The organism is Sphingomonas sp. LC-1 (assembly GCF_025371035.1).
Classification (GTDB): Bacteria; Pseudomonadota; Alphaproteobacteria; order Sphingomonadales; family Sphingomonadaceae; genus Sphingomonas; species Sphingomonas sanguinis_E.
Genome location: NZ_JANZXB010000001.1, coordinates 386,172 through 404,314 on the forward strand (window position 1 = coordinate 386,172; position 18,143 = coordinate 404,314).

Here is an 18,143-nt window from a genome sequence, read left to right on the forward strand (position 1 = left end):
CGGGGAGGAATAAATGGGTCAGCTGCTATGGTCGGCCACGATCTTCCACCCATCGGCGCGACGTTCGAAGACCAAGGTCGTCATCCCGCTTTCCGCTTCCGCGCCGCCAGACAAATTCCATCGCGCGAACAGGATGCGGCGGTCGCCGATCGGCTTCAGGTCGAGAAAATCGAAGCGCAGAGTCCCGCGGCTATTTCCCGATCCGGTGAAGCTGCGGCGGTAATTGTCCGCGATGGCGGCCTTGCCCCGGATCAGGTCGCGCTTGCCGACGAAGATGGCGTCCGGGGCGTAGATGGCCACGAAGCGGTTCAGATCGCCGGCATTCCACCCGGCCGCACTGGCCAGCATCGCGGCGCGAATGCCCGCCGCCGCCGGATCGCTGGCGGGGGCCGCCTGCACCACGCCCGGCATCAGCGCCAGGGCCGCCATCACCGTCATACCGCGCATTTCACCTCCTCCTCGACCATTGCACGCAGCGCGTCTTCATCGAGCGGGGCAGCACGCAGGAACCCTTGATAGGTCTGGCAACCCAGTCGCCCCAGAAGCTGCGCCTGGTCATGGGTCTCCACCCCTTCGGCGATGATCGCCATGCCCAGCCGTGCCGCGATCCGGATGATCCCGCGCACCACAACCCGGCTGCGGGGTGCCCCATCGACCTCGGCCACCAGTGACCGGTCGAGCTTGATCGCGTCGATCGGCAGGCTGGTCAGATAGGCAAGACTGGAATAGCCGGTGCCGAAATCGTCGATTGCGATCCGCACCCCGGCCTCGCGCAAGCTTTCCAACACCACAGCCGCCCGGTCCAGTTCGTGGATCAACCCCGTCTCGGTGATTTCGGCGGTCAGGCGGTCGATTGGAAAGCCGCTGTCGGCCACCCGGTCGAGGAACAGCCGCGCGAAACCTGCCCGTGCCACATCGGCGGCGGTGATGTTGATCGACAGCCGGAGATGCGCCAGGGCGAGCGGCCATTTCGCCGCCTTTCGCAGCGCCATCAGCTGGATATGGTCCGACAGCGCCAGGCCCAGATCGGCCCGCTCCGCCGCCGCGAACAGAGGATCCGCCCCCAGGGGCCCCAGCGTGGGGTGCCGCCAGCGCGCCAGCGCCTCGACACCCGAGATCAGGCCGGTGGCGATCGCCACCTGAGGCTGGAACAGGATGTCGATCTCACCGCGCTCGATCGCATGGTGGAGATCGGCGGCCAGCACGTCGAGCGGGGCGACATCGCCCGGATGCGCGAATCGTAGCATCGATCCGTCGCTGGCCCGCGCCCGCGACAGCGCCTCGCCCGCCCGCGCGAGCAGCGTGGCGGGGTCCTCCCCCGTCCGGTCCGTCGCCAGCCCCAGCCGGACGCCCAATCGGATGGGCACAGCCCCGGCCTGGAACGGCGTGCCGAGCAACGCCTCCACCATCTCCGCCACGGCGCGGGCCCGGTCTTCCTCGATCACGCCCGCCAAGATGAATTCCGCCCCGCCCGAACGCGCGACGATCGCCCGGTCGCCAAAGGCTTCCTCGGCGGCCGCCTGCATCCGCGCCTCGACCCCGCGCAGCAGCATGTTGCCCGCCGGGCGGCCATGCGCAGCGTTGATCAGGTCCAGCCGCGACAGCGACACGATGATGGCGACGCATGGATCGCCCCGTTCGATCGTGTCGGCGATCCAGCGATGGACCTCACCCACCTCGCCATCCGCATGGCTGCGCCGCCGCCGCACGTCCAGCGTCCGACGGGCATGACGCTCGGCCAGTTTCAGCGAGGCGTGGATCATCGCCTCATCCGCATCGGGTGCCAGGACATGGGTGGCACCCGCCGAGAGAAAGGCGTCCAGCGTCTCGTGCCCCGTATCGGGCACCACGGCCAGCATGGCGGCGCCCGTCGCGGCGATCACCGCGCCCAACGCCTGCGCCGCGCGCAGCCCCGTATCGCCCGGTCCGCGCGCATCGATCAGAGCGACCCGCGCCTCGCTCGCCAAAAACGATTGTACCAGCGTATCGCCGGCTGGGGCGCCGCCGTCGCCCGGCGCCATCGACCAGATGGCCCAACCTGCACGGATGATCGCTTCGTCCAGCATGGCAGGGTGATGGAACGAAAGCGCGAAGACCGCCGTTCCCCTGCTGTGGGCGTCAAAACCGAATTCATCCTGCGTCATGGGCGCACCCTATCCACCGACTGGGACAAGACCAATGGCAATCCGCCTTGCCCGCGTCCCGCCATGGGGCTAACTCCATGACGATGGGCTACGCCACTTCCTCGACCGTTGCATTGCCGACCGATCGGCGCACGGCCGGGGATTCGCTGATCGATCAGCATGGCCGCGCGATCCGCTACTTGCGGATTTCGGTAACCGATCGCTGCGATCTGCGCTGCCGCTATTGCATGGCGGAGCAGATGACCTTCCTTCCGCGTGCCAAGCTGCTCAGCCTGGACGAAATCGCGATCATCGCCGAGCGGTTCATCGCGCGCGGCGTGACGCGAATCCGCCTGTCGGGCGGCGAGCCGCTGGTCCGGCGCGACGTGGCCGAACTGGTTCGCCGACTGGGCAGCCATGTCGGGCACGGTCTCGACGAACTGACGATGACGACCAACGCAACCCGGCTGGCCGACCATGCCACCACGATGGTCGATGCCGGCATCCGGCGGATCAATGTCAGCCTGGACAGCCGCGATCCCGAACGCTTTCGCTACATCACCCGGCATGGCGACGTGAACCAGGTGATCCACGGCATCCTGACCGCGCGCGATGCGGGGCTGGCGATCAAGATCAACATGGTTGCGCTGAAGGGGCTGAACGAGGACGAGATCGGCACCATGCTCGACTGGTGCGTGGCCGAGGGGCTGGACCTGTCGCTGATCGAGACGATGCCACTGGGCGCGATCGATGAGGATCGGGTCGACCGTTTCCTGCCGCTGACCCAGGTGTTCGAACAGCTTGCCGCCCGCTTCCCGCTGGTCCGCGCGGGACATCGGACCGGCGGTCCGGCCCGTTACTGGCAGGTTGAGGGAACCGGTACCCGGCTGGGCCTCATCTCGCCGCTGACCGCGAATTTTTGTGACGGCTGCAATCGGGTGAGGCTGACGACCGAAGGCAAATTATATATGTGTCTGGGTCATGAGGATCAGGTGGATTTGAAAGCCGCGTTGCGCGACGGCGGGGTCATAGGGCTGGACGTCGCGATCGACGCGGGGCTGGCCGCCAAGCCCGCACGGCACGATTTCCGTATCGAGGCGGGATCGGCCCCGGCGGTATCGCGTCATATGAGCGTGACCGGCGGATGACGCTACCCGTCCGGCGGGCATTGGTCGCCTCGCCCACCGCACCGGCACAGGCGGCCGCCATCGAGTTGCAGCAAAGCGCCGATTGGGTCGATTTCGACGAGGCCGACTATATCATCGCGCTGGGCGGCGACGGCTTCATGCTTCAGACGCTGCATCGGATGTTGGAGCGGCGGCGCGGCCCCGTGCCGGTGTTCGGCATGAACCTGGGCACGGTCGGCTTCCTGATGAACGAATGGCGCGGCTATGGGCTGGAGGACCGGCTGGCCCGCGCCAAGCCTTTCCGCGTCACTCCGCTCAAGATGACGGCGACCGGAATCGATGGCCGCGTCCATAGCCTGCCCGCGATCAACGAAATATCGCTGCTGCGTGAAACGCGACAGACCGCCAAGCTGGAGGTGATGGTCAACGAACGGATCGTCCTTCCCGAACTGGCCTGTGACGGAATCTTGGCCGCGACTCCGGCCGGGTCCACCGCCTATAACTTTTCCGCGCAGGGGCCGATCCTGCCGCTCGGCTCGGCTTTGATCGCGCTGACCCCGATCAGCCCGTTCCGTCCCCGGCGCTGGCGCGGGGCGATCCTACCCGACAAGGCCCGAATCTCGATCCTTGTCCTCGACCCCGGCAAGCGCCCCGTCTCCGCCGTGGCCGACCAGCGCGAGGTGCGCGACGTGGCGCAGGTCGACATCTGCATGGACCGTTCGCGCGAGCTGACCCTGATGTTCGACCCCGAACACGCGTTGGACGACCGCATCACGATGGAGCAGTTCGTCTCCTGAGCCGGGGATTTATCCACAGCTTTGGCTGCCGCCCTTACGCAAAAGCGTCAAAAAGGGGGTTGCGGCATTTTTCCGGGCCTTTATAGGACCCCTCCACAGCGCCGGAACATTCCCTGATAGCTCAGCGGTAGAGCTCTCGACTGTTAATCGAGCGGCCGTAGGTTCGAATCCTACTCAGGGAGCCACCGGCGCTGTCTTTCCCAAGACAGCGCCAGCCATGACGGATCAGCCGTCGATCACATGCGGTACGAACCGCGCGGTGTTCGAAGTGATCAGCCCGTCCTCGCGAATCCCCATTCCCACGGGTGCGCCGTCCACTACCCAGCTTCCCAGCACCGGAAAACATCCCGGCGCGGTTTCGGGCAGGCGGTAGAGCGACTGGTAGATATAGCCTTCCTCACCATAGGCGCCCGCCGTCTCCGCCACGATGGCCCCCGCCCGCCGGATGGACACATTTGCCCCCTCCCGCGACAATAGCGGCTTGGCGACCGCATCCCCATTCGGAATGCTGAAGCTGGCGGGCAGCAGATTGGGATGGCCTGGAAACAGATCCCACAGCACCTGCAGGATCGCCTTGTTCGACCAGATCATCTTCCAGATCGGCTCGATCCAAGTCAGGTCGCCACGCTCCAGATTGTCGAGCAGATGCGGCGCGAAGTCCTCTTGCACCAGCCATTCCCATGGATAGAGCTTGAACAGCGCCTCGATCCGCATGTCCGCCTCATCGACGAAACAATGCGCGTCGTGATTCCAACCGATCCGCTCCATCAGGATCGGTACCGTCGCGATCCCCGCCGCCTCGGCCGTGTCGCGCAGATAGGCCGCCGTCACCGCATCCTCGCCCGCCATGTCGGCGACATGCGCGACGTGTAGCGTGGAGGGCATGTCTGGCGCGATCTCTCGCCACCGCGCGATCAGCGCCTCGTGCAGACTGTTATACTGGTCGAGCGGGGGGAAGCATTCCTCCTTCCACGCCCATTGCACCACGGCGGCTTCCAGCAACGAGGTCGGCGTGTCGCAGTTAAACTCGAACAGCTTGGGCGCGTCCGCTCCGTCATAGCCCAGGTCAAAGCGCCCGAAATTGAGCGATGGCGGCTCGGCCTCCCACGCCTCGCGGATCGGATCGTGAAAGACCGGCGGGATGGCGAAGCGGTTCAGCAAGGCCGGATCGCTGACCACCGCCTCTCCCGCCGCCAGGAACAACCGGTAGAGTTCGGTCGTCGCCGCCTCGATCCGGTCGACCTGACCCCGCGTGAAGCGATAACAGGCGCTTTCGTCCCAATAGGGCCGCTCCGCCCCCGCATGCCAGATCAGGCCCAGCGCCTCGACCTTGGCGCGCCAATCGGGCCGGGGCGACAGGGTTTCGCGGATCATGCGTGGATGCTGCCGAAACGCGATGCCGAGGAACCGAACCCGCCGCGACTGACCGCCGCTGCGCGGGTCATCGCGCTACCCGCCGGGGCGGTGGCGTATCGTGCGCCGTATGCGGCCCGGAAGCTGCCGCCAGTGGCGCGCTCGCCGTAAAAGGGGATGGGACGACCGCGTCCGAGAAAATACCAGAAGGCCCCGCTTCCGCCCCCGCCGACACGGTGCTGGCGACAGCGATCGTCGGGCAGGCGCTTGCCCTGGGCATCGGTGCAGATCGCGGTATCTTGTTCGGCGGTCCAGCCGTCATCGGCATCGGCGCGGTTGCAACCGCTGGCGAGCAACGCGGCGGCCATCGCCGTGGTCCATTTGAGATCGAAAGCCATCAAGTCCCTCCCACCCGCATCATGGGGCAGGCATAGGGCGTTTGGCTAGTGGGGGCGACGACGCGAGGGCCTCATGGCGAACGGGACGCCGCCGGGCCACCCGGCGACATCCCCTTTTCACATCAGCGGTTTAGCGGCAGCGAACCTTGCCACGATCGATCGAACGGCCCAGCAGCGCACCGCCGCCGGCGCCCAGCAGCGTACCCAGCGTACCACCGCCGATCACATTGCCCAACACGCCGCCGCCAAGCGCGCCGACGACGAGCCCGGTGGTGCCGTCATTGCGCTTGCAATAGGTGCGGCCATCGCGGCCCCGGAAAATCTGATCTTCACGGCTCAAGCGACGCTCGCGGGCATTGCCGCGGCGGTAATCGCGCGACGGCTCCCAATCGTCGCGATCGCCATGCCAGCGATAGTCGCGGTCCTGCGCGACGGCGGGCGTGGCCGCGATGGGGGCGGCGACAGTAACGACGGCCAGAGCGGCGAGCAGGGCTTTCATGGCAGGTCTCCTTTTCCTCAAGTCGGCACAACGCACGGCCCCCTCACCCGTTCAATCCACGAACCATGACATTGCCTTCATCGCGCGGGATCGCGCGAAGGGCTGGCACCGTTCGGGCGCCTCGGGCATTGATCCCGCATGCGCCAAGCCACCACGATATTGTCGATCGACACCCATGGTCAGGGTCTGACCGAGATGACCCGCGCCGTCTCTGCCTGGGTGCGCGAACAGCATATGGACGAGGGGCTGCTGACCCTGTTCTGCCGCCACACTTCGGCTTCGCTGATCATCCAGGAGAATGCCGCGCCGGAGGTGAAGACCGATATCCTGGCCTACTTCGCCCGGATCGCGCCGGAGGACCGGCAAGCCTATGCCCATGACGACGAAGGCCCCGACGACATGCCCGCCCATCTGCGCAGCATCCTGACCGGGGTCCACCTGTCCATCCCGCTGATCGGCGGGCGGCTGATGCTGGGAACATGGCAGGGCATCTACCTGTTCGAACATCGTCGCGCTGCGCATCGCCGGCAGGTGGCGCTTCATATGGCTGGCATGTGACGCACTATTCATCGCAGGAGCAAAACCGTTCATCGACCGTTTTGCTGCCATACGCTACAGGGCTGGTGCCGCCCGGTACGGCCGAGCGGCAAGAAAGGAAGAAAAGTCCATGCAATTCGGTCGGAAGGTCGCGCTCGCCCTGGTCGGCGCCAGCACCTTGATGGTCGCGGGATGCGCGACTGAAACCACCTATCGCCCGGCCACGGGATCGGGCTTCTACCGCACCGGCTATTCGGATCAGCAGGTCGAACCGGGCCGCTTCATCGTCAGCTTCGCCGGCAACACGGTGACCTCGCGCGATACGGTCGAGCGTTACCTGCTGTTTCGGGCCGCTGAGCTGACGCTGGCCAATGGCTATGACTATTTCGTGATGGCCGACCGCGATACGCAGCTTCGGTCGCGCACCTATTCCACCCCCGGCGCGTTCGGCCCCGGCTTTGGCGGCTGGGGCGGCGGCTGGTGGGGCCCGTCCTGGCGCTATTATGGTCGCGGCTTTGGCTGGCGCAGCTGGGATCCATTCTGGGGCGATCCCTTCTTCGGCAACAACATGGATATCAACACGATCGACCGTTACGAAGCGACGGCCGAGGTCGTGATGCGCAAGGGCCCGATCCCGCGCGACAATCTGCGCGCCTTCGATGCCCGCGCGATCGTCAGCACGATCGGCCCGACGGTCGTGATGCCGAAATAAGCCTCGCGACGATCAGACGAATGGGGGCGGCCGTCACGCGACGGCGGCCCCTTTTTTTGTGGCTCAAGGCTTTCCGCCCCTGACCCGCCGCGCGTTGACCATGCCGCGCAACGCCTCGGTCCGGCTTTGCAATTCGGCCTGTTCGGACAGCGACAGCCCATCGGCGGCAAAGCGGTCCGCCAGTGATCCGATCGCCGCATCGTCCCGCCGAAAGGATCGCGCCTCGGCACGGGAAATATCGCCGCTACGCCGCCCCTCTCGGATCGAGCGGCGGATGGCGGCGCGATCGCTACGAACGCTCGGCTGGCTGGGCATGGCGACGCCGTCGGCGGGCGGTCCGGCCTGCGTGAATTGCGCGGGCGCCGCAGTGGATAGCGCGAGCAGCGCGGCGGCGACGATCACTTGGTGTCTCATCCCTCTTTCTCCCCGTTGCGGGAGGATTGCGCGGCCCGGCTTAACGCCGGCTGTCCGACTCTTCCCCATCGTCATACCGAGAAAGGATGCGATCCTTTTCGGCAGTGGGATTAGACGGGTAACGCCGGGGCCACCGTCATGCGAAAAGGGCGGCGGACCGAAGCCCACCGCCCTCTCTGCTTACCATGAGGTGAGGATCAGACCGTCACCGCCCCGTGGCAATGCTTGTACTTCAGACCCGAGCCGCAGGGGCATGGCGCGTTGCGGTTGACGCGGCCTTCCCACTGCGCCGGGTCGGTGCCGAGATCCATGCCCTCGGGCTGGGGAATCTGCATCGGCGGCATTTGCGGCGGGAGCAGCCCACGCGCCGCCGCATCCCAGTCGTTCGTATTGTCCTCACCCGTGAACGGATCGAAGTGCGAGGTGATGAAGTCCGGCAGCTCGGGCAGTTCGGGCGGCGCCTGGATCTGGAACTGGGCGTAGGCGATGGTGCGCGTCACATCTTCGCGGATATTATCGAGCATCCGCTGGAACAGCGAAAACGCCTCATGCTTATATTCGTTGATCGGCGTCTTCTGCGCATAGGCGCGCAGATGGACGACCTGGCGCAACGCGTCGAGCGTCGCCAGATGCTCCTTCCAGTGATGGTCGAGATTCTGGAGGAGGATCGACTTTTCGACGCTGGCCCAGGTTTCCGGCTCCAGTTCCTTGGCCTTGGCCTCGACCATGGCATCGGCCTCGGCGCTGACGCGTTCCAGCACGATCTCGGGGTCGATCGCTTCCTCGGTCAGCCAGTCGTCGACCGGCGGCTCCATGTTGAGCAGGTCCTTGAGCTGCTGCTTCATGCCCGCGACGTCCCACTGCTCGGGATAGCTGTTGGGCGGGCAGGCGGTGCCGACGATCGCGTTCACGGTCTCGGCGCGCATGTCGGCGACGACCTCACCCACCGTCTCGGCATCCATGATGTCGGCGCGCTGCTCATAGATGACCTTGCGCTGGTCGTTCATCACGTCGTCATATTCGACGACCTGCTTGCGGATGTCGTAGTTGCGCGCCTCAACCTTCTTCTGCGCGGTCTCGATCGCCTTGGACAGCCACTTGCTGCCGATCGCCTCGCCATCTTCGATGTTGCTGCGCATCATCTTGGCGAACAGCGTGTCGGGGCCGAAGATGCGCAGCAGATCGTCGTCGAGGCTGAGATAGAAGCGCGACAGGCCCGGATCGCCCTGGCGGCCCGAACGACCACGAAGCTGGTTATCGATACGGCGGCTTTCGTGGCGCTCGGTGCCGAGCACGAACAGGCCGCCCGCTTCCAGCACCTTCTGCTTCTCGGCGACGATCTCGGCGCGGATGCGGGTCGCCGCTTCCTCATATTCGGGTGTCCCCTCGACCAGATCGGGATGCTCGTCGAGCATCCGGAATTCGAGGTTGCCGCCCAGCTGAATGTCGGTGCCGCGACCCGCCATATTGGTCGCGATCGTCACCGCGCCCAGGCGCCCCGCCTGCGCCACGATATGCGCCTCCATCTCGTGATAGCGCGCGTTCAGCACCTTGTGCGGCACGGCTTCCTGGGTCAGGAATTCGCTGAGCAGTTCGGACTTCTCGATCGAGACGGTACCGACCAGCACCGGCTGTCCCTTGGCCGCATGGTCGCGGATCTTCTTGGCGATCGCCAGGAACTTGTCCTGGGTGTTCTTGTAGAACTCATCCTCCTCGTCCACGCGCGCGATCGGCAGGTTGGTCGGGATGGTGACGACGTTGATCTTGTAGATGTCGTAGAATTCGCCCGCTTCGGTCGCGGCGGTGCCGGTCATACCCGAAATCTTCGGGTACATGCGGAAATAATTCTGGAAGGTGATCGAGGCCATGGTCTGGTTCTCGGGCTCGATATTGACGCCCTCCTTCGCCTCGACCGCCTGGTGGAGCCCCTCCGACCAGCGCCGCCCGTCCATCATGCGGCCGGTGAACTCGTCGATGATGACGACCTTGCCGTCCTTCACGATGTAATCGGTGTCGCGCTTGAACATCATGTTCGCACGCAGCGCCTGGTTCAGATGGTGGACGACCTGGGTATTCTCGAAGTCGTAGAGATTCTCGCCCTGGAGCAGCCCGGCCGCCTCCAGCAGGCGCTCGGCGCGCTCGGTGCCGTCCTCGGTCAGGATGATCGACTTCTGCTTCTCGTCCTTCTCGTAATCGTCGGCGGTGAGCTGCTTCACGATCGCATCGACGCTGATATACAGCTCCGACTTGTCGTCGGTCGGGCCCGAGATGATCAGCGGGGTGCGGGCCTCGTCGATCAGGATCGAGTCGACCTCGTCGACGATCGCATAGTGGAAGGGGCGCTGCACCATCGAGGAGCGCTCATACTTCATGTTATCGCGCAGATAGTCGAAGCCGAACTCGTTGTTCGTGCCGTAGGTGATATCCGCCTCATAGGCGGCGCGGCGCTGGCCATCGTCCAGATTGGGGATGATAGTGCCGGTGGTCAGGCCCAGGAAATTGTAGATGCGGCCCATGGTCGCGGCGTCGCGGCTGGCCAGATAGTCGTTGACCGTGACGACATGCACACCCTTGCCGGGCAGCGCGTTCAGATAGGTGGCGAGCGTGGCGACCAGCGTCTTACCCTCGCCCGTGCGCATCTCGGCAATCTCGCCGCGATGGAGGACGATGCCGCCGATCATCTGCACGTCATAATGGCGCTGGCCCAGCACGCGCTTGGCCGCTTCGCGCACCGTCGCGAACGCTTCGGGCAACAGGCTGTCGAGGGTCGCCCCCTGATCGAGCTGTTCGCGAAACTTGACCGTCTGTGCGGCAAGCTGCTCGTCGCTCATCGCCTCCATCTCGGGCTCGAACGCGGCGATCTTGGCGATCGTGGGGCGGAGCGACTTGACGTAGCGGTCGTTGGACGAACCGAACAGGGACTTGGCGAGGCCGCCGAACATAAGCGATTTCCTGACTGATAGCGTGTTGCAGGCGCAGCCACGTCGAAGACGACGGCGCGCGACCATATGGGGTAAGAAATGGGGTCGGCGCGATGCCGACGCCAGCGCCTATTCGCGCCGACGGCCCATGAAGATGGCCACGACGGCACGCGGTTCATCGGCGCGGAACAGGGGCAGGGCCCCGGCGCTTTGGATCAACGTGGCAAGCGGCTGCACCGGCCGGGTCGCGGCCCGCGCAACGGCGGCCTGCTTGGCGGCGGCGATGCTGCATTCGGCCACGACACCCCGCGCCTCCTGCCCACGCGCGCTCGCGCCCACGCCGGTCAGCGCGGACAAAAGGGCAGAAAGGAGCAGAAGCAGGTTCATGCGGAGTCTGTCTTAGGCAGATACGCGCGGCACGTCCATCCGTTGCATGGACCACCGCAGCGATCGAACGTCGAAGCTGCGATACTTGCCACGGGCCGGGCGCGCCCGGAGATCAAGGGCGGGCCGGAACCGGACATACGCCACGGCCATGCGACAGGTCGTCCGTTCGAGGATCGCAGGACTGCCAGTTTTCGTGGCTTCGCGGACGGGCGGAAGCGCTTGCTCCCGTAACACGCTCGGCTATGTAGCTTGCCCCTATGAGCACCGCCACCTCGCCCCTCGCCCTGCCCTTCCCTGCGATGCCCGCGATCGACGGCGTGACGCTTCGCGTTGCGCGGGCTCGGTACAAGAATTGGGATCGCTGCGACCTGACCTTCGTGACGCTGCCCGAGGGGACCAGCGTGGCGGGCGTGTTGACTACCAGCAAATGCCCCTCGCCCGAAGTGGAATGGTGCCGCAAGGCGCTGGTGCTGGGCCAGGCACGCGCGCTGGTGGTCAATGCGGGCAACTCCAACGCCTTTACCGGGCACCGGGGCCGCGCGGCCGTAGAGGCCATCGCCGCCCGGGCCGCCGCCGCCATCGGTTGCCAGCCATCGGACGTGTTCGTCGCCTCGACCGGGGTGATCGGCGTACCGCTTCCCATCGACAAGGCCGAAGCGGGCCTGGACGCCGCCTTCACTGCCGAGCCCTGTGGCTGGGAAGACGCCGCCGCGACGATCATGACCACCGATACCTTTGCCAAGGGCGCGACGACGACCGCCATCGTCGACGGCCGCACGGTGACGCTGGCCGGGATCATCAAGGGCTCGGGCATGATCGCCCCCGATATGGCAACGATGCTGGGCTTCATCTTCACCGACGCCGCCGTCTCGCCCGAGTTTCTGCAACGCGCCTTGGCAGCGGCCAATGGGCGAAGCTTTTCGTGCATCACGGTCGATGGCGATACCTCGACCAGCGACACCGTCCTCGCCTTCGCGACCGGCAAGGCGGGCAATGCGACGATCATCGACGACGATAGCGATGGCGCCGACGCATTCCGCGCGGCGCTGGCCGATCTGTGCCATCGACTTGCGCTGCTGGTGGTGCGCGACGGCGAGGGCGCCAGCAAGCTGATCGAAATTCGCGTCGAGGGGGCGGAGAGCGACCATTCGGCCCATCGCATCGCCATGTCGATCGCCAACTCGCCGCTGGTGAAGACCGCCATCGCGGGCGAGGATGCCAATTGGGGTCGCGTCGTCATGGCGGTCGGCAAGGCAGGCGAACCCGCCGAGCGCGACAAGCTATCGATCCGCTTCGGCGAAACGCTCGTCGCGCGCGAAGGCCTGGCGGTAGAGGGATATGACGAAGCCCCGGTCACCGCGCACCTGAAAGGACAGGAGATCGCGGTCGGAGTCGATCTGGGACTCGGGGACGGCGTCGCGACGGTTTGGACCTGCGATCTGACCCACGGCTATATTTCGATCAACGCCGATTATCGGAGCTGATTTCCATGCTCACCATCTGGGGCCGCCTCAACTCGCACAATGTGAAGAAAGTCATCTGGCTGGCCGAGGAATTGGAGCTGGCCTATGAGCGGCACGATGTCGGCGGCGCGTTCGGAATGGACGCGGCCTATCTCGCGCGCAATCCCAATGCGCTGATCCCGACGATCGAGGACGATGGCTTTACCCTGTGGGAGTCGAACGCGATCCTCCGCTATCTGGCAGGCTGTCATGGCGGCGAGGCTCTTTATCCGACCGATCCCAAGGCGCGTGCCTCGGCGGATCGCTGGATGGACTGGAACTTCACCTGGGCCGATGCGATCCGCCCCATCTTCTTCCAATTGATCCGCACCGCCCCCGACCAGCGCGACGCGGCCCTGTTGGAACGAAGCGTGGCGCGGGCCGCAAGCCTGTCGTCCATCCTGGAGGATGTGCTGGATCGCCAGCGCTGGCTGTCGGGTGCGGCGTTCGGGATCGGAGACATTCCGGTCGCGACCTATGCGAACACATGGTTCCAGTTGCCGGTGGAGCGCCCTGCGCGACCCAAGCTCGAACGCTGGTATGCCGCGCTTCAGGAGCGGAAGACCTTTCGCGACGTGGTCATGATCCCGCTGAGCTGACGCGGGTCTCGCCGATCGGGCCTAGCGCCAGAACGCGGCCAGGTGATGGAACAACTCGCGCCAGAAAAGCCCGCCTAGCCCCCCGGCGATGGCGCTGAAGATGATGAGCCGGGCCCGGCCCTGAAGCTCACGTCGCTCGCCTGTATCCCCCATTGCCCCCATCCAAAATATACAAAAATTGTATAAACGCATTTTCCCGATAAGGGAAGTGGGTCAGTTGCTTACGCCAAGGCCCGCTTTTTCTTGGACAAATATGTCTTCCATGCACTGGGAAAGCAGCTGGCCAGCTTTATGGCGACGATCCGCAAGGAGGCGGGTCTGACACAAGTCGAACTCGCTCGTCGCCTCTCGAGGCCGCAGCCGATGATCTCTCACATCGAACGGGGCGAACGCCGTGTCGATATGCTGGAGTTCTGCGAAATCGCCTGGGCGCTGGGGCAGGACCCGGTAGAAATATTCGCTCGCTTCTCACGCGAAGTATTGGGTCCGGAACGGAACCGGCCGACCGGCCCGTAAAACCGCCTCTCTGCCTCGCATTCATAAGAAGGACTGGCATCAATGGCCCCTCCCGCATCGACGGAAGAGGACTGAAGCTGTCGCCATTCCTGCCCATCGCAGCCTTCGCAGAGGCGTGACAGGCCAAGGCCGCTGTATCGGGCGTCCTGACGGTCGAGGTCAGCCACCCTCCGCCAAAGCGGACAGCCCCACCATGCTTCCGGTCCGCTTCCTCGAGATCGTGGAGAGATTAGGCCAAAATGGTTCCGATAAAAGGACCGATTGAGGCGAATACGCCAAGGCCTCCCCAACGCAACTCCGGCCCTTGCCGGGATGGTGAGGAGGCCTCAGGCAATCCCCTGGCAAAGGGGATCGGGCCTGCCCCGTGAATGTTGGGGATGCCCAGCGATTTCGATCTTATAGCGCGCCTTCGATCCACGCCTTGATCCGGCCCTTGGGCTCGGCTCCGACCTTTGTCGCGGCGGCGGCCCCGCCCTTGAACAGGATCATCGTCGGAATGCCGCGCACGCCATAACGCCCAGGCGCGTCGGGATTGTCGTCGATGTTCAGCTTGGCGATCGTCACCTGCTCACCCAATTCCTCGGACAATTCTTCCAGCGACGGGCCGATCATCTTGCACGGTCCGCACCATTCGGCCCAAAAGTCGACCAGCACCGGCTTGTCGGAGTTCAGGACGTCCGCTTCGAAGCTGGCGTCGGTGATCTGCTTGGTTGCCATTTATCGTTACTCCTTGAATTGGATCCCATCTAGGATGGGCGCGCCGGTCCCTCAACCTCCGAACGGCAAGCTTTGCTCCCCGTCGCGATAGCCGGGCTTGTGTGCGGCGAGCATCGCGTCGGGAACCGTGATGAGGCGCGGCCCGGCGGTGTAGAGCAGCGCGACCGATACCGGGCGCCCCGGAAAGATCACCTCTAGCGCCGCTGCATAGCCCGCCATCTGGGCGAGGTGGAACACCGGGACGTCGTCGATGCCTCCCGGCGCGCGCCGCCCGGTCTTATAGTCGATCAGCCGTATCTCCTCCGCGCCGACCAGCAAGCGATCGACTCGCCCGGACACGACCAGCCCGTTGGACAGTGTCGCGGCGATCGGCGCCTCTGCCAGCGAGCCCGGCCCGAACAGCGGCGCATAGGCCGGATCGTCCAGAATGGCGAAGACCGCCGCCGTCACATCGGCGCGCAACGCCGCGTCCTCGACGCCCGCCGCCTGGATCAGCCAGCGCTCCGCAGCCCCACGTCGCAAATCGGGGGCGACCGGGGGCAGGCGTTCGAGCAGGCAATGGATCAGCCGCCCGCGTTCCGCCGCCGCGCGCATCGCGGGGGTGGGCGGCGGGTCGGCGACCATATCCTCGCCCAGTTGCGAAGGGGCGAGCGGGCGTGGCGGACGCGACTCCTGCGGGGCGGGCCGGTGGACCCATTCGGGTAGCACCGTTTCCTCGCGAGCGCCGGACAGGGCGACGACGCCGGGGCGCGGCGTGACGGGTGGCTGTGGCGCCGTGCCGATAAACGTTCGGGGCTGCCCATCGCCCGGCTCGGTCTCGGGCACGCCCAGCGCGGTCATCGCGCGGGAACAGGTCGCGTACCAGCTATGCATCGGCGGCACCCCGGCGGCCCGCTTGCCGAGCGCACCCGCGATGACCAGCTGCTCTTCGGCGCGGGTCGCAGCCACATAGAAGAGGCGCCAATGCTCGGCCAGTTCGCGCGCAGCGATCTCGGCCGCCACCGCGTCGAGCGGGCCGCCGCGCTCCTCGGCACGCGGCGGGAAGACCGGGATGGGCAGTGCGCCGGGTTCGGGCGTCCAGCGCAGGATCGAACGGGGGCTGGCCGTCGGGTCGGCGGTCGCATCGGCCAAAATGACCAGCGGCGCCTGCAACCCCTTGGAACCATGCGCCGTCATCACCCGCACCGCGTCGAGCGGCGCGGACGGATCGCGCACAATCTCCACATCGCCGCGATCGAACCAGTCGAGGAACCGCTGAAGCGAAGGCGTCGTCGTACTTTCGAAGGTCAGCGCGGCGTTGAGCAGTTCCTCGATCGGATCGCGCGCTTCGGTCCCCAGACGCCGGATCAGCTTGCGTCGGCCATCAAGCGGCCCCGACAGCAATTCCTCCAGAAACTGGTATGGCGTCGAGACGTCCGCCCTTGCCAGCATCTGGCGGAGCGGGGCCAGATCCTCGGCCGGCCGTGTCCGCGTCAGATGCGCCCAGAGCGATCCCCGCTCGCGGTGCCCCGCCTGCATCAACTGATCCTGCGACCAGCCGATCAGGGGCGAGACGAGCAGCGAGGCGAGCGACAGGTCGTCATCGGGCTGAAGCGCGAAGCGCACCGTCGCCAGCAGGTCCTGCACGGCCAGCGGCGCGTTCAGCCGCAGCCGATCGACACCCGCCACCGGCACCCCCTCGGCATAAAGCCGCGCGACGATCAGGGAGGCGAGGTCGCCGCGCCGCTTGACCAGGATCATGATGTCCTGCGGCTCGAGGCGACGGCCCTTGCTCTCCAGCATGACGCCATCATCCAGCCAGCGGCGGACGGCGCGCGCGATGTCGGTGGCGACCTTGCGCACCGCATCGTCGATCCAGCCTTCCTCGTCCTCGTCGCTGCCGCCCGCCACCACCGGCGGCCAGAGCGTGACGCGGCCGGGGCCCTTCACCTCGCTGGCGTGACGCTCGACTTCGGACGCCATCCCCATGCCGGGTTCGCCAAGCGCCTCGATGGCGGCGTCCACGAACTCCAGGATCGGGGTTGTGGAACGGAAGCTGTGGGTCAGCGACAATTGGTTGAACGGCAGGCCGCGTTCCTCTTGCGGCCATTCGTCATCGCCCGCCACTTCCTCGGCCCGGCGCGAGAAATGGAGTTCGGCCGCCTGAAAGTTGATCGGATCGGTGCCCTGAAAGCCGAAGATCGCCTGTTTGTGGTCGCCGACGGTGAACAGCGTCCGGGTCGAGGGCGCATAGAGCCCGCGCCCGACGAAAAACTCATCGGCCAGCGCGCGGACGATTCGCCATTGATGCGCATTGGTATCCTGCGCCTCGTCGATCAGGACATGCTCGGTCACCTGATCGAGCTTGTAGCGGACCCATTCGCCGATACCCGGCCGCTCCAAAAGATCGACGGTCGTGCGGATCAGATCGTCGAAATCCACCGCCCCGATCGCGCGCTTGGACAGGGTATAGGCCCGTGCATAGTCACGCCCCACGGCCAGCGCATCGGCCAGCAGGTCGGCATGACGCGCTCTCGCCGCCAGGCCCAGCAGATGGCGACACGCCTCGCCCAGTTCGCGCGCCATATCCTCATAATCGGGATCGGCATCGGTCAGCTTCTTCGATGCCTTGCGCGGTTCCCCCTTGGCGGTGAAGACCGTGCCCATCAGCTCCTCAAGTCCGGCAACGCGCCCGGCCCGGTCGCTCCCCAGCCATCGCTCCAGCACCGCCGCCGCCTTTTCACCGGTCGCGGTACCCCAGGCCCGGTTCGCGCCTGCCAAACGGGCGACGGCATCCTCGTCGATCTCGTCGACGCCCTCGGCAATCACCTCGTCAATGTCGCCCGATGGCAGGCCCAGCGCGCGACGAAGCCAGGGTTGGATGCCGGTGGGCAACGCCTCCAAGGCCCCCGGCGAGCGGGCACAAGCGGCAAGGAAGCTTTCCGCCCCGCCCTCACCCAATCGCAGCGACAGCGCGCCGACCGTTTCGACCGGCCCGACCCGGCCCTCGCGCTCCGCGGTTTCCAGCATCCGTGCCAGCGCCTCGCGCGCCAGCACTGCCTCTTCGCGCGCCTCCAGTGGACGAAAGCCGGGGGCGAGCCCCGCCTCGACTGGAAACGCCGCAAGCAACCCCTGGCAAAAGCCGTGAATCGTCTGGATGCGCAGCCCGCCGCCCGGCGCGTCGAGCACCCGCGCGAACAGCGTCCGCGCCCGCTCCCGCAAATCGGGCGTCGCGGTTTCGCCCAGCGCGCGCAGGTCCGCGAACAGCTCGGTCTCGGGCATCCGCACCCAGGCGGCGAGGCGGCCGTTGATCCGCTGCGCCATTTCCGCCGCGCCTGCCTTGGTGAAGGTCAGGCACAATATCGCCTCGGGCGCGACGCCGCGCAGCAATAGACGAAACACGCGCGCGGCCAGCACCTGCGTCTTGCCGGTGCCCGCCGAGGCGGACAGCCAGACATGCGCGGCGGGGTCGCTGGCAGCGGCCTGATCGCCCTTTAGCGGGGGCAGGTTCGCCATGGGCCGCGCGCTCATGCAGCATGCTCCGGGCAGCGGGAGTCCCACG

The 18,143-nt window shown here is 66.2% G+C and carries 17 protein-coding genes and 1 tRNA gene; 8 read left to right on the forward strand and 10 right to left on the reverse strand.

The window, feature by feature from the left end:
- Nucleotides 1-18: 18 nt before the first annotated feature.
- Entirely contained in the window at nt 19-447 is a 429-nt protein-coding gene (locus tag NZL82_RS01830) for a DUF4440 domain-containing protein (protein WP_261268071.1), read from the reverse strand.
- Nucleotides 435-2,144 (reverse strand): bifunctional diguanylate cyclase/phosphodiesterase, encoded by a 1,710-nt coding sequence (locus NZL82_RS01835; RefSeq protein WP_261268072.1) that lies wholly within the window; start codon nt 2,142-2,144, stop codon nt 435-437. The genes NZL82_RS01830 and NZL82_RS01835 overlap by 13 nt, the downstream gene beginning before the upstream one ends.
- An 83-nt stretch (nt 2,145-2,227) precedes the next feature.
- Here NZL82_RS01835 and moaA point away from each other — a divergent pair, with 83 nt between their 5' ends.
- The 3 genes from moaA to NZL82_RS01850 all read left to right on the forward strand — a co-directional run bounded on the left by moaA (nt 2,228) and on the right by NZL82_RS01850 (nt 4,232).
- Nucleotides 2,228-3,271 carry a GTP 3',8-cyclase MoaA gene (moaA, locus tag NZL82_RS01840; protein ID WP_261268230.1) on the forward strand — a complete coding sequence of 348 codons (1,044 nt, stop codon included), beginning with the start codon at nt 2,228-2,230 and terminating at the stop codon, nt 3,269-3,271.
- Nucleotides 3,268-4,047, forward strand: a complete 780-nt coding sequence (locus NZL82_RS01845) for an NAD kinase (protein WP_261268073.1) — start codon at nt 3,268-3,270, stop codon at nt 4,045-4,047. Before moaA ends, NZL82_RS01845 begins: the two co-directional genes overlap by 4 nt.
- Nucleotides 4,048-4,157: 110 nt before the next feature.
- A tRNA-Asn gene (locus NZL82_RS01850) sits at nt 4,158-4,232 on the forward strand.
- A 40-nt stretch (nt 4,233-4,272) separates the two neighbouring features.
- On the opposite strand, the gene NZL82_RS01855 is transcribed toward NZL82_RS01850, so the two are convergent.
- The 3 genes from NZL82_RS01855 to NZL82_RS01865 all read right to left on the reverse strand — a co-directional run bounded on the left by NZL82_RS01855 (nt 4,273) and on the right by NZL82_RS01865 (nt 6,297).
- The gene (locus NZL82_RS01855) at nt 4,273-5,421 is read right to left on the reverse strand and encodes a glutathionylspermidine synthase family protein (RefSeq protein ID WP_261268074.1); all 1,149 of its coding nucleotides are present in this window, start codon (nt 5,419-5,421) and stop codon (nt 4,273-4,275) included.
- A complete protein-coding gene (locus NZL82_RS01860) occupies nt 5,418-5,798 on the reverse strand; it encodes a hypothetical protein (RefSeq protein WP_261268075.1) in 381 nt (126 codons plus the stop codon). Before NZL82_RS01860 ends, NZL82_RS01855 begins: the two co-directional genes overlap by 4 nt.
- A 130-nt stretch (nt 5,799-5,928) precedes the next feature.
- A complete protein-coding gene (locus NZL82_RS01865) occupies nt 5,929-6,297 on the reverse strand; it encodes a glycine zipper 2TM domain-containing protein (RefSeq protein WP_261268076.1) in 369 nt (122 codons plus the stop codon).
- Nucleotides 6,298-6,435: 138 nt separating this feature from the next.
- On the opposite strand from NZL82_RS01865, the gene NZL82_RS01870 reads away from it, so the two are divergent.
- Nucleotides 6,436-6,855 (forward strand): secondary thiamine-phosphate synthase enzyme YjbQ, encoded by a 420-nt coding sequence (locus NZL82_RS01870; RefSeq protein ID WP_261268077.1) that lies wholly within the window; start codon nt 6,436-6,438, stop codon nt 6,853-6,855.
- Nucleotides 6,856-6,964: 109 nt separating this feature from the next.
- On the forward strand, nt 6,965-7,546 hold the full coding sequence (locus tag NZL82_RS01875) for a CC0125/CC1285 family lipoprotein (RefSeq protein WP_261268078.1): 582 nt from the start codon (nt 6,965-6,967) through the stop codon (nt 7,544-7,546).
- 63 nt (nt 7,547-7,609) lie between these two features.
- Here NZL82_RS01875 and NZL82_RS01880 read toward each other — a convergent pair whose 3' ends face one another.
- From NZL82_RS01880 to NZL82_RS01890, 3 genes are all read right to left on the reverse strand, one after another.
- The gene (locus NZL82_RS01880) at nt 7,610-7,960 is read right to left on the reverse strand and encodes a hypothetical protein (protein ID WP_261268079.1); all 351 of its coding nucleotides are present in this window, start codon (nt 7,958-7,960) and stop codon (nt 7,610-7,612) included.
- Nucleotides 7,961-8,157: 197 nt separating this feature from the next.
- Nucleotides 8,158-10,902: a preprotein translocase subunit SecA gene (gene secA, locus NZL82_RS01885; protein WP_261268080.1), complete on the reverse strand. Its 2,745-nt coding sequence runs from the start codon at nt 10,900-10,902 to the stop codon at nt 8,158-8,160.
- A 108-nt stretch (nt 10,903-11,010) separates the two neighbouring features.
- Nucleotides 11,011-11,268 (reverse strand): hypothetical protein, encoded by a 258-nt coding sequence (locus NZL82_RS01890; protein WP_261268081.1) that lies wholly within the window; start codon nt 11,266-11,268, stop codon nt 11,011-11,013.
- 257 nt (nt 11,269-11,525) lie between these two features.
- Between NZL82_RS01890 and argJ the strand changes: the two genes are divergently transcribed.
- The 3 genes from argJ to NZL82_RS01905 all read left to right on the forward strand — a co-directional run bounded on the left by argJ (nt 11,526) and on the right by NZL82_RS01905 (nt 13,885).
- Nucleotides 11,526-12,752 carry a bifunctional glutamate N-acetyltransferase/amino-acid acetyltransferase ArgJ gene (argJ, locus tag NZL82_RS01895; RefSeq protein WP_261268082.1) on the forward strand — a complete coding sequence of 409 codons (1,227 nt, stop codon included), beginning with the start codon at nt 11,526-11,528 and terminating at the stop codon, nt 12,750-12,752.
- A gap of 5 nt (nt 12,753-12,757) precedes the next feature.
- Nucleotides 12,758-13,369, forward strand: a complete 612-nt coding sequence (locus NZL82_RS01900) for a glutathione S-transferase family protein (RefSeq protein ID WP_261268083.1) — start codon at nt 12,758-12,760, stop codon at nt 13,367-13,369.
- A 243-nt stretch (nt 13,370-13,612) separates the two neighbouring features.
- Nucleotides 13,613-13,885, forward strand: coding sequence for a helix-turn-helix domain-containing protein (locus NZL82_RS01905; RefSeq protein WP_261268084.1), 273 nt, complete (start codon nt 13,613-13,615; stop codon nt 13,883-13,885).
- Between the two features lie 396 nt (nt 13,886-14,281).
- Here the strand turns inward: NZL82_RS01905 and trxA are convergent, their stop codons facing one another.
- Both trxA and addA read right to left on the reverse strand, forming a co-directional pair.
- Nucleotides 14,282-14,602: a thioredoxin gene (gene trxA / locus NZL82_RS01910; RefSeq protein WP_261268085.1), complete on the reverse strand. Its 321-nt coding sequence runs from the start codon at nt 14,600-14,602 to the stop codon at nt 14,282-14,284.
- 51 nt (nt 14,603-14,653) lie between these two features.
- Nucleotides 14,654-18,112: a double-strand break repair helicase AddA gene (addA, locus tag NZL82_RS01915; protein ID WP_261268086.1), complete on the reverse strand. Its 3,459-nt coding sequence runs from the start codon at nt 18,110-18,112 to the stop codon at nt 14,654-14,656.
- Between the last annotated feature and the right edge of the window lie 31 nt (nt 18,113-18,143).

Bases quoted from the DNA above. Each gene is read 5' to 3' on its own strand.
- NZL82_RS01830 (WP_261268071.1), bottom strand. From the start codon at position 447: ATGCGCGGTATGACGGTGATGGCGGCCCTGGCGCTGATGCCGGGCGTG.
- NZL82_RS01835 (WP_261268072.1), bottom strand. From the start codon at position 2,144: ATGACGCAGGATGAATTCGGTTTTGACGCCCACAGCAGGGGAACGGCG.
- moaA (WP_261268230.1), top strand. From the start codon at position 2,228: ATGGGCTACGCCACTTCCTCGACCGTTGCATTGCCGACCGATCGGCGC.
- NZL82_RS01845 (WP_261268073.1), top strand. From the start codon at position 3,268: ATGACGCTACCCGTCCGGCGGGCATTGGTCGCCTCGCCCACCGCACCG.
- NZL82_RS01855 (WP_261268074.1), bottom strand. From the start codon at position 5,421: ATGATCCGCGAAACCCTGTCGCCCCGGCCCGATTGGCGCGCCAAGGTC.
- NZL82_RS01860 (WP_261268075.1), bottom strand. From the start codon at position 5,798: ATGGCTTTCGATCTCAAATGGACCACGGCGATGGCCGCCGCGTTGCTC.
- NZL82_RS01865 (WP_261268076.1), bottom strand. From the start codon at position 6,297: ATGAAAGCCCTGCTCGCCGCTCTGGCCGTCGTTACTGTCGCCGCCCCC.
- NZL82_RS01870 (WP_261268077.1), top strand. From the start codon at position 6,436: ATGCGCCAAGCCACCACGATATTGTCGATCGACACCCATGGTCAGGGT.
- NZL82_RS01875 (WP_261268078.1), top strand. From the start codon at position 6,965: ATGCAATTCGGTCGGAAGGTCGCGCTCGCCCTGGTCGGCGCCAGCACC.
- NZL82_RS01880 (WP_261268079.1), bottom strand. From the start codon at position 7,960: ATGAGACACCAAGTGATCGTCGCCGCCGCGCTGCTCGCGCTATCCACT.
- secA (WP_261268080.1), bottom strand. From the start codon at position 10,902: ATGTTCGGCGGCCTCGCCAAGTCCCTGTTCGGTTCGTCCAACGACCGC.
- NZL82_RS01890 (WP_261268081.1), bottom strand. From the start codon at position 11,268: ATGAACCTGCTTCTGCTCCTTTCTGCCCTTTTGTCCGCGCTGACCGGC.
- argJ (WP_261268082.1), top strand. From the start codon at position 11,526: ATGAGCACCGCCACCTCGCCCCTCGCCCTGCCCTTCCCTGCGATGCCC.
- NZL82_RS01900 (WP_261268083.1), top strand. From the start codon at position 12,758: ATGCTCACCATCTGGGGCCGCCTCAACTCGCACAATGTGAAGAAAGTC.
- trxA (WP_261268085.1), bottom strand. From the start codon at position 14,602: ATGGCAACCAAGCAGATCACCGACGCCAGCTTCGAAGCGGACGTCCTG.
- addA (WP_261268086.1), bottom strand. From the start codon at position 18,112: ATGAGCGCGCGGCCCATGGCGAACCTGCCCCCGCTAAAGGGCGATCAG.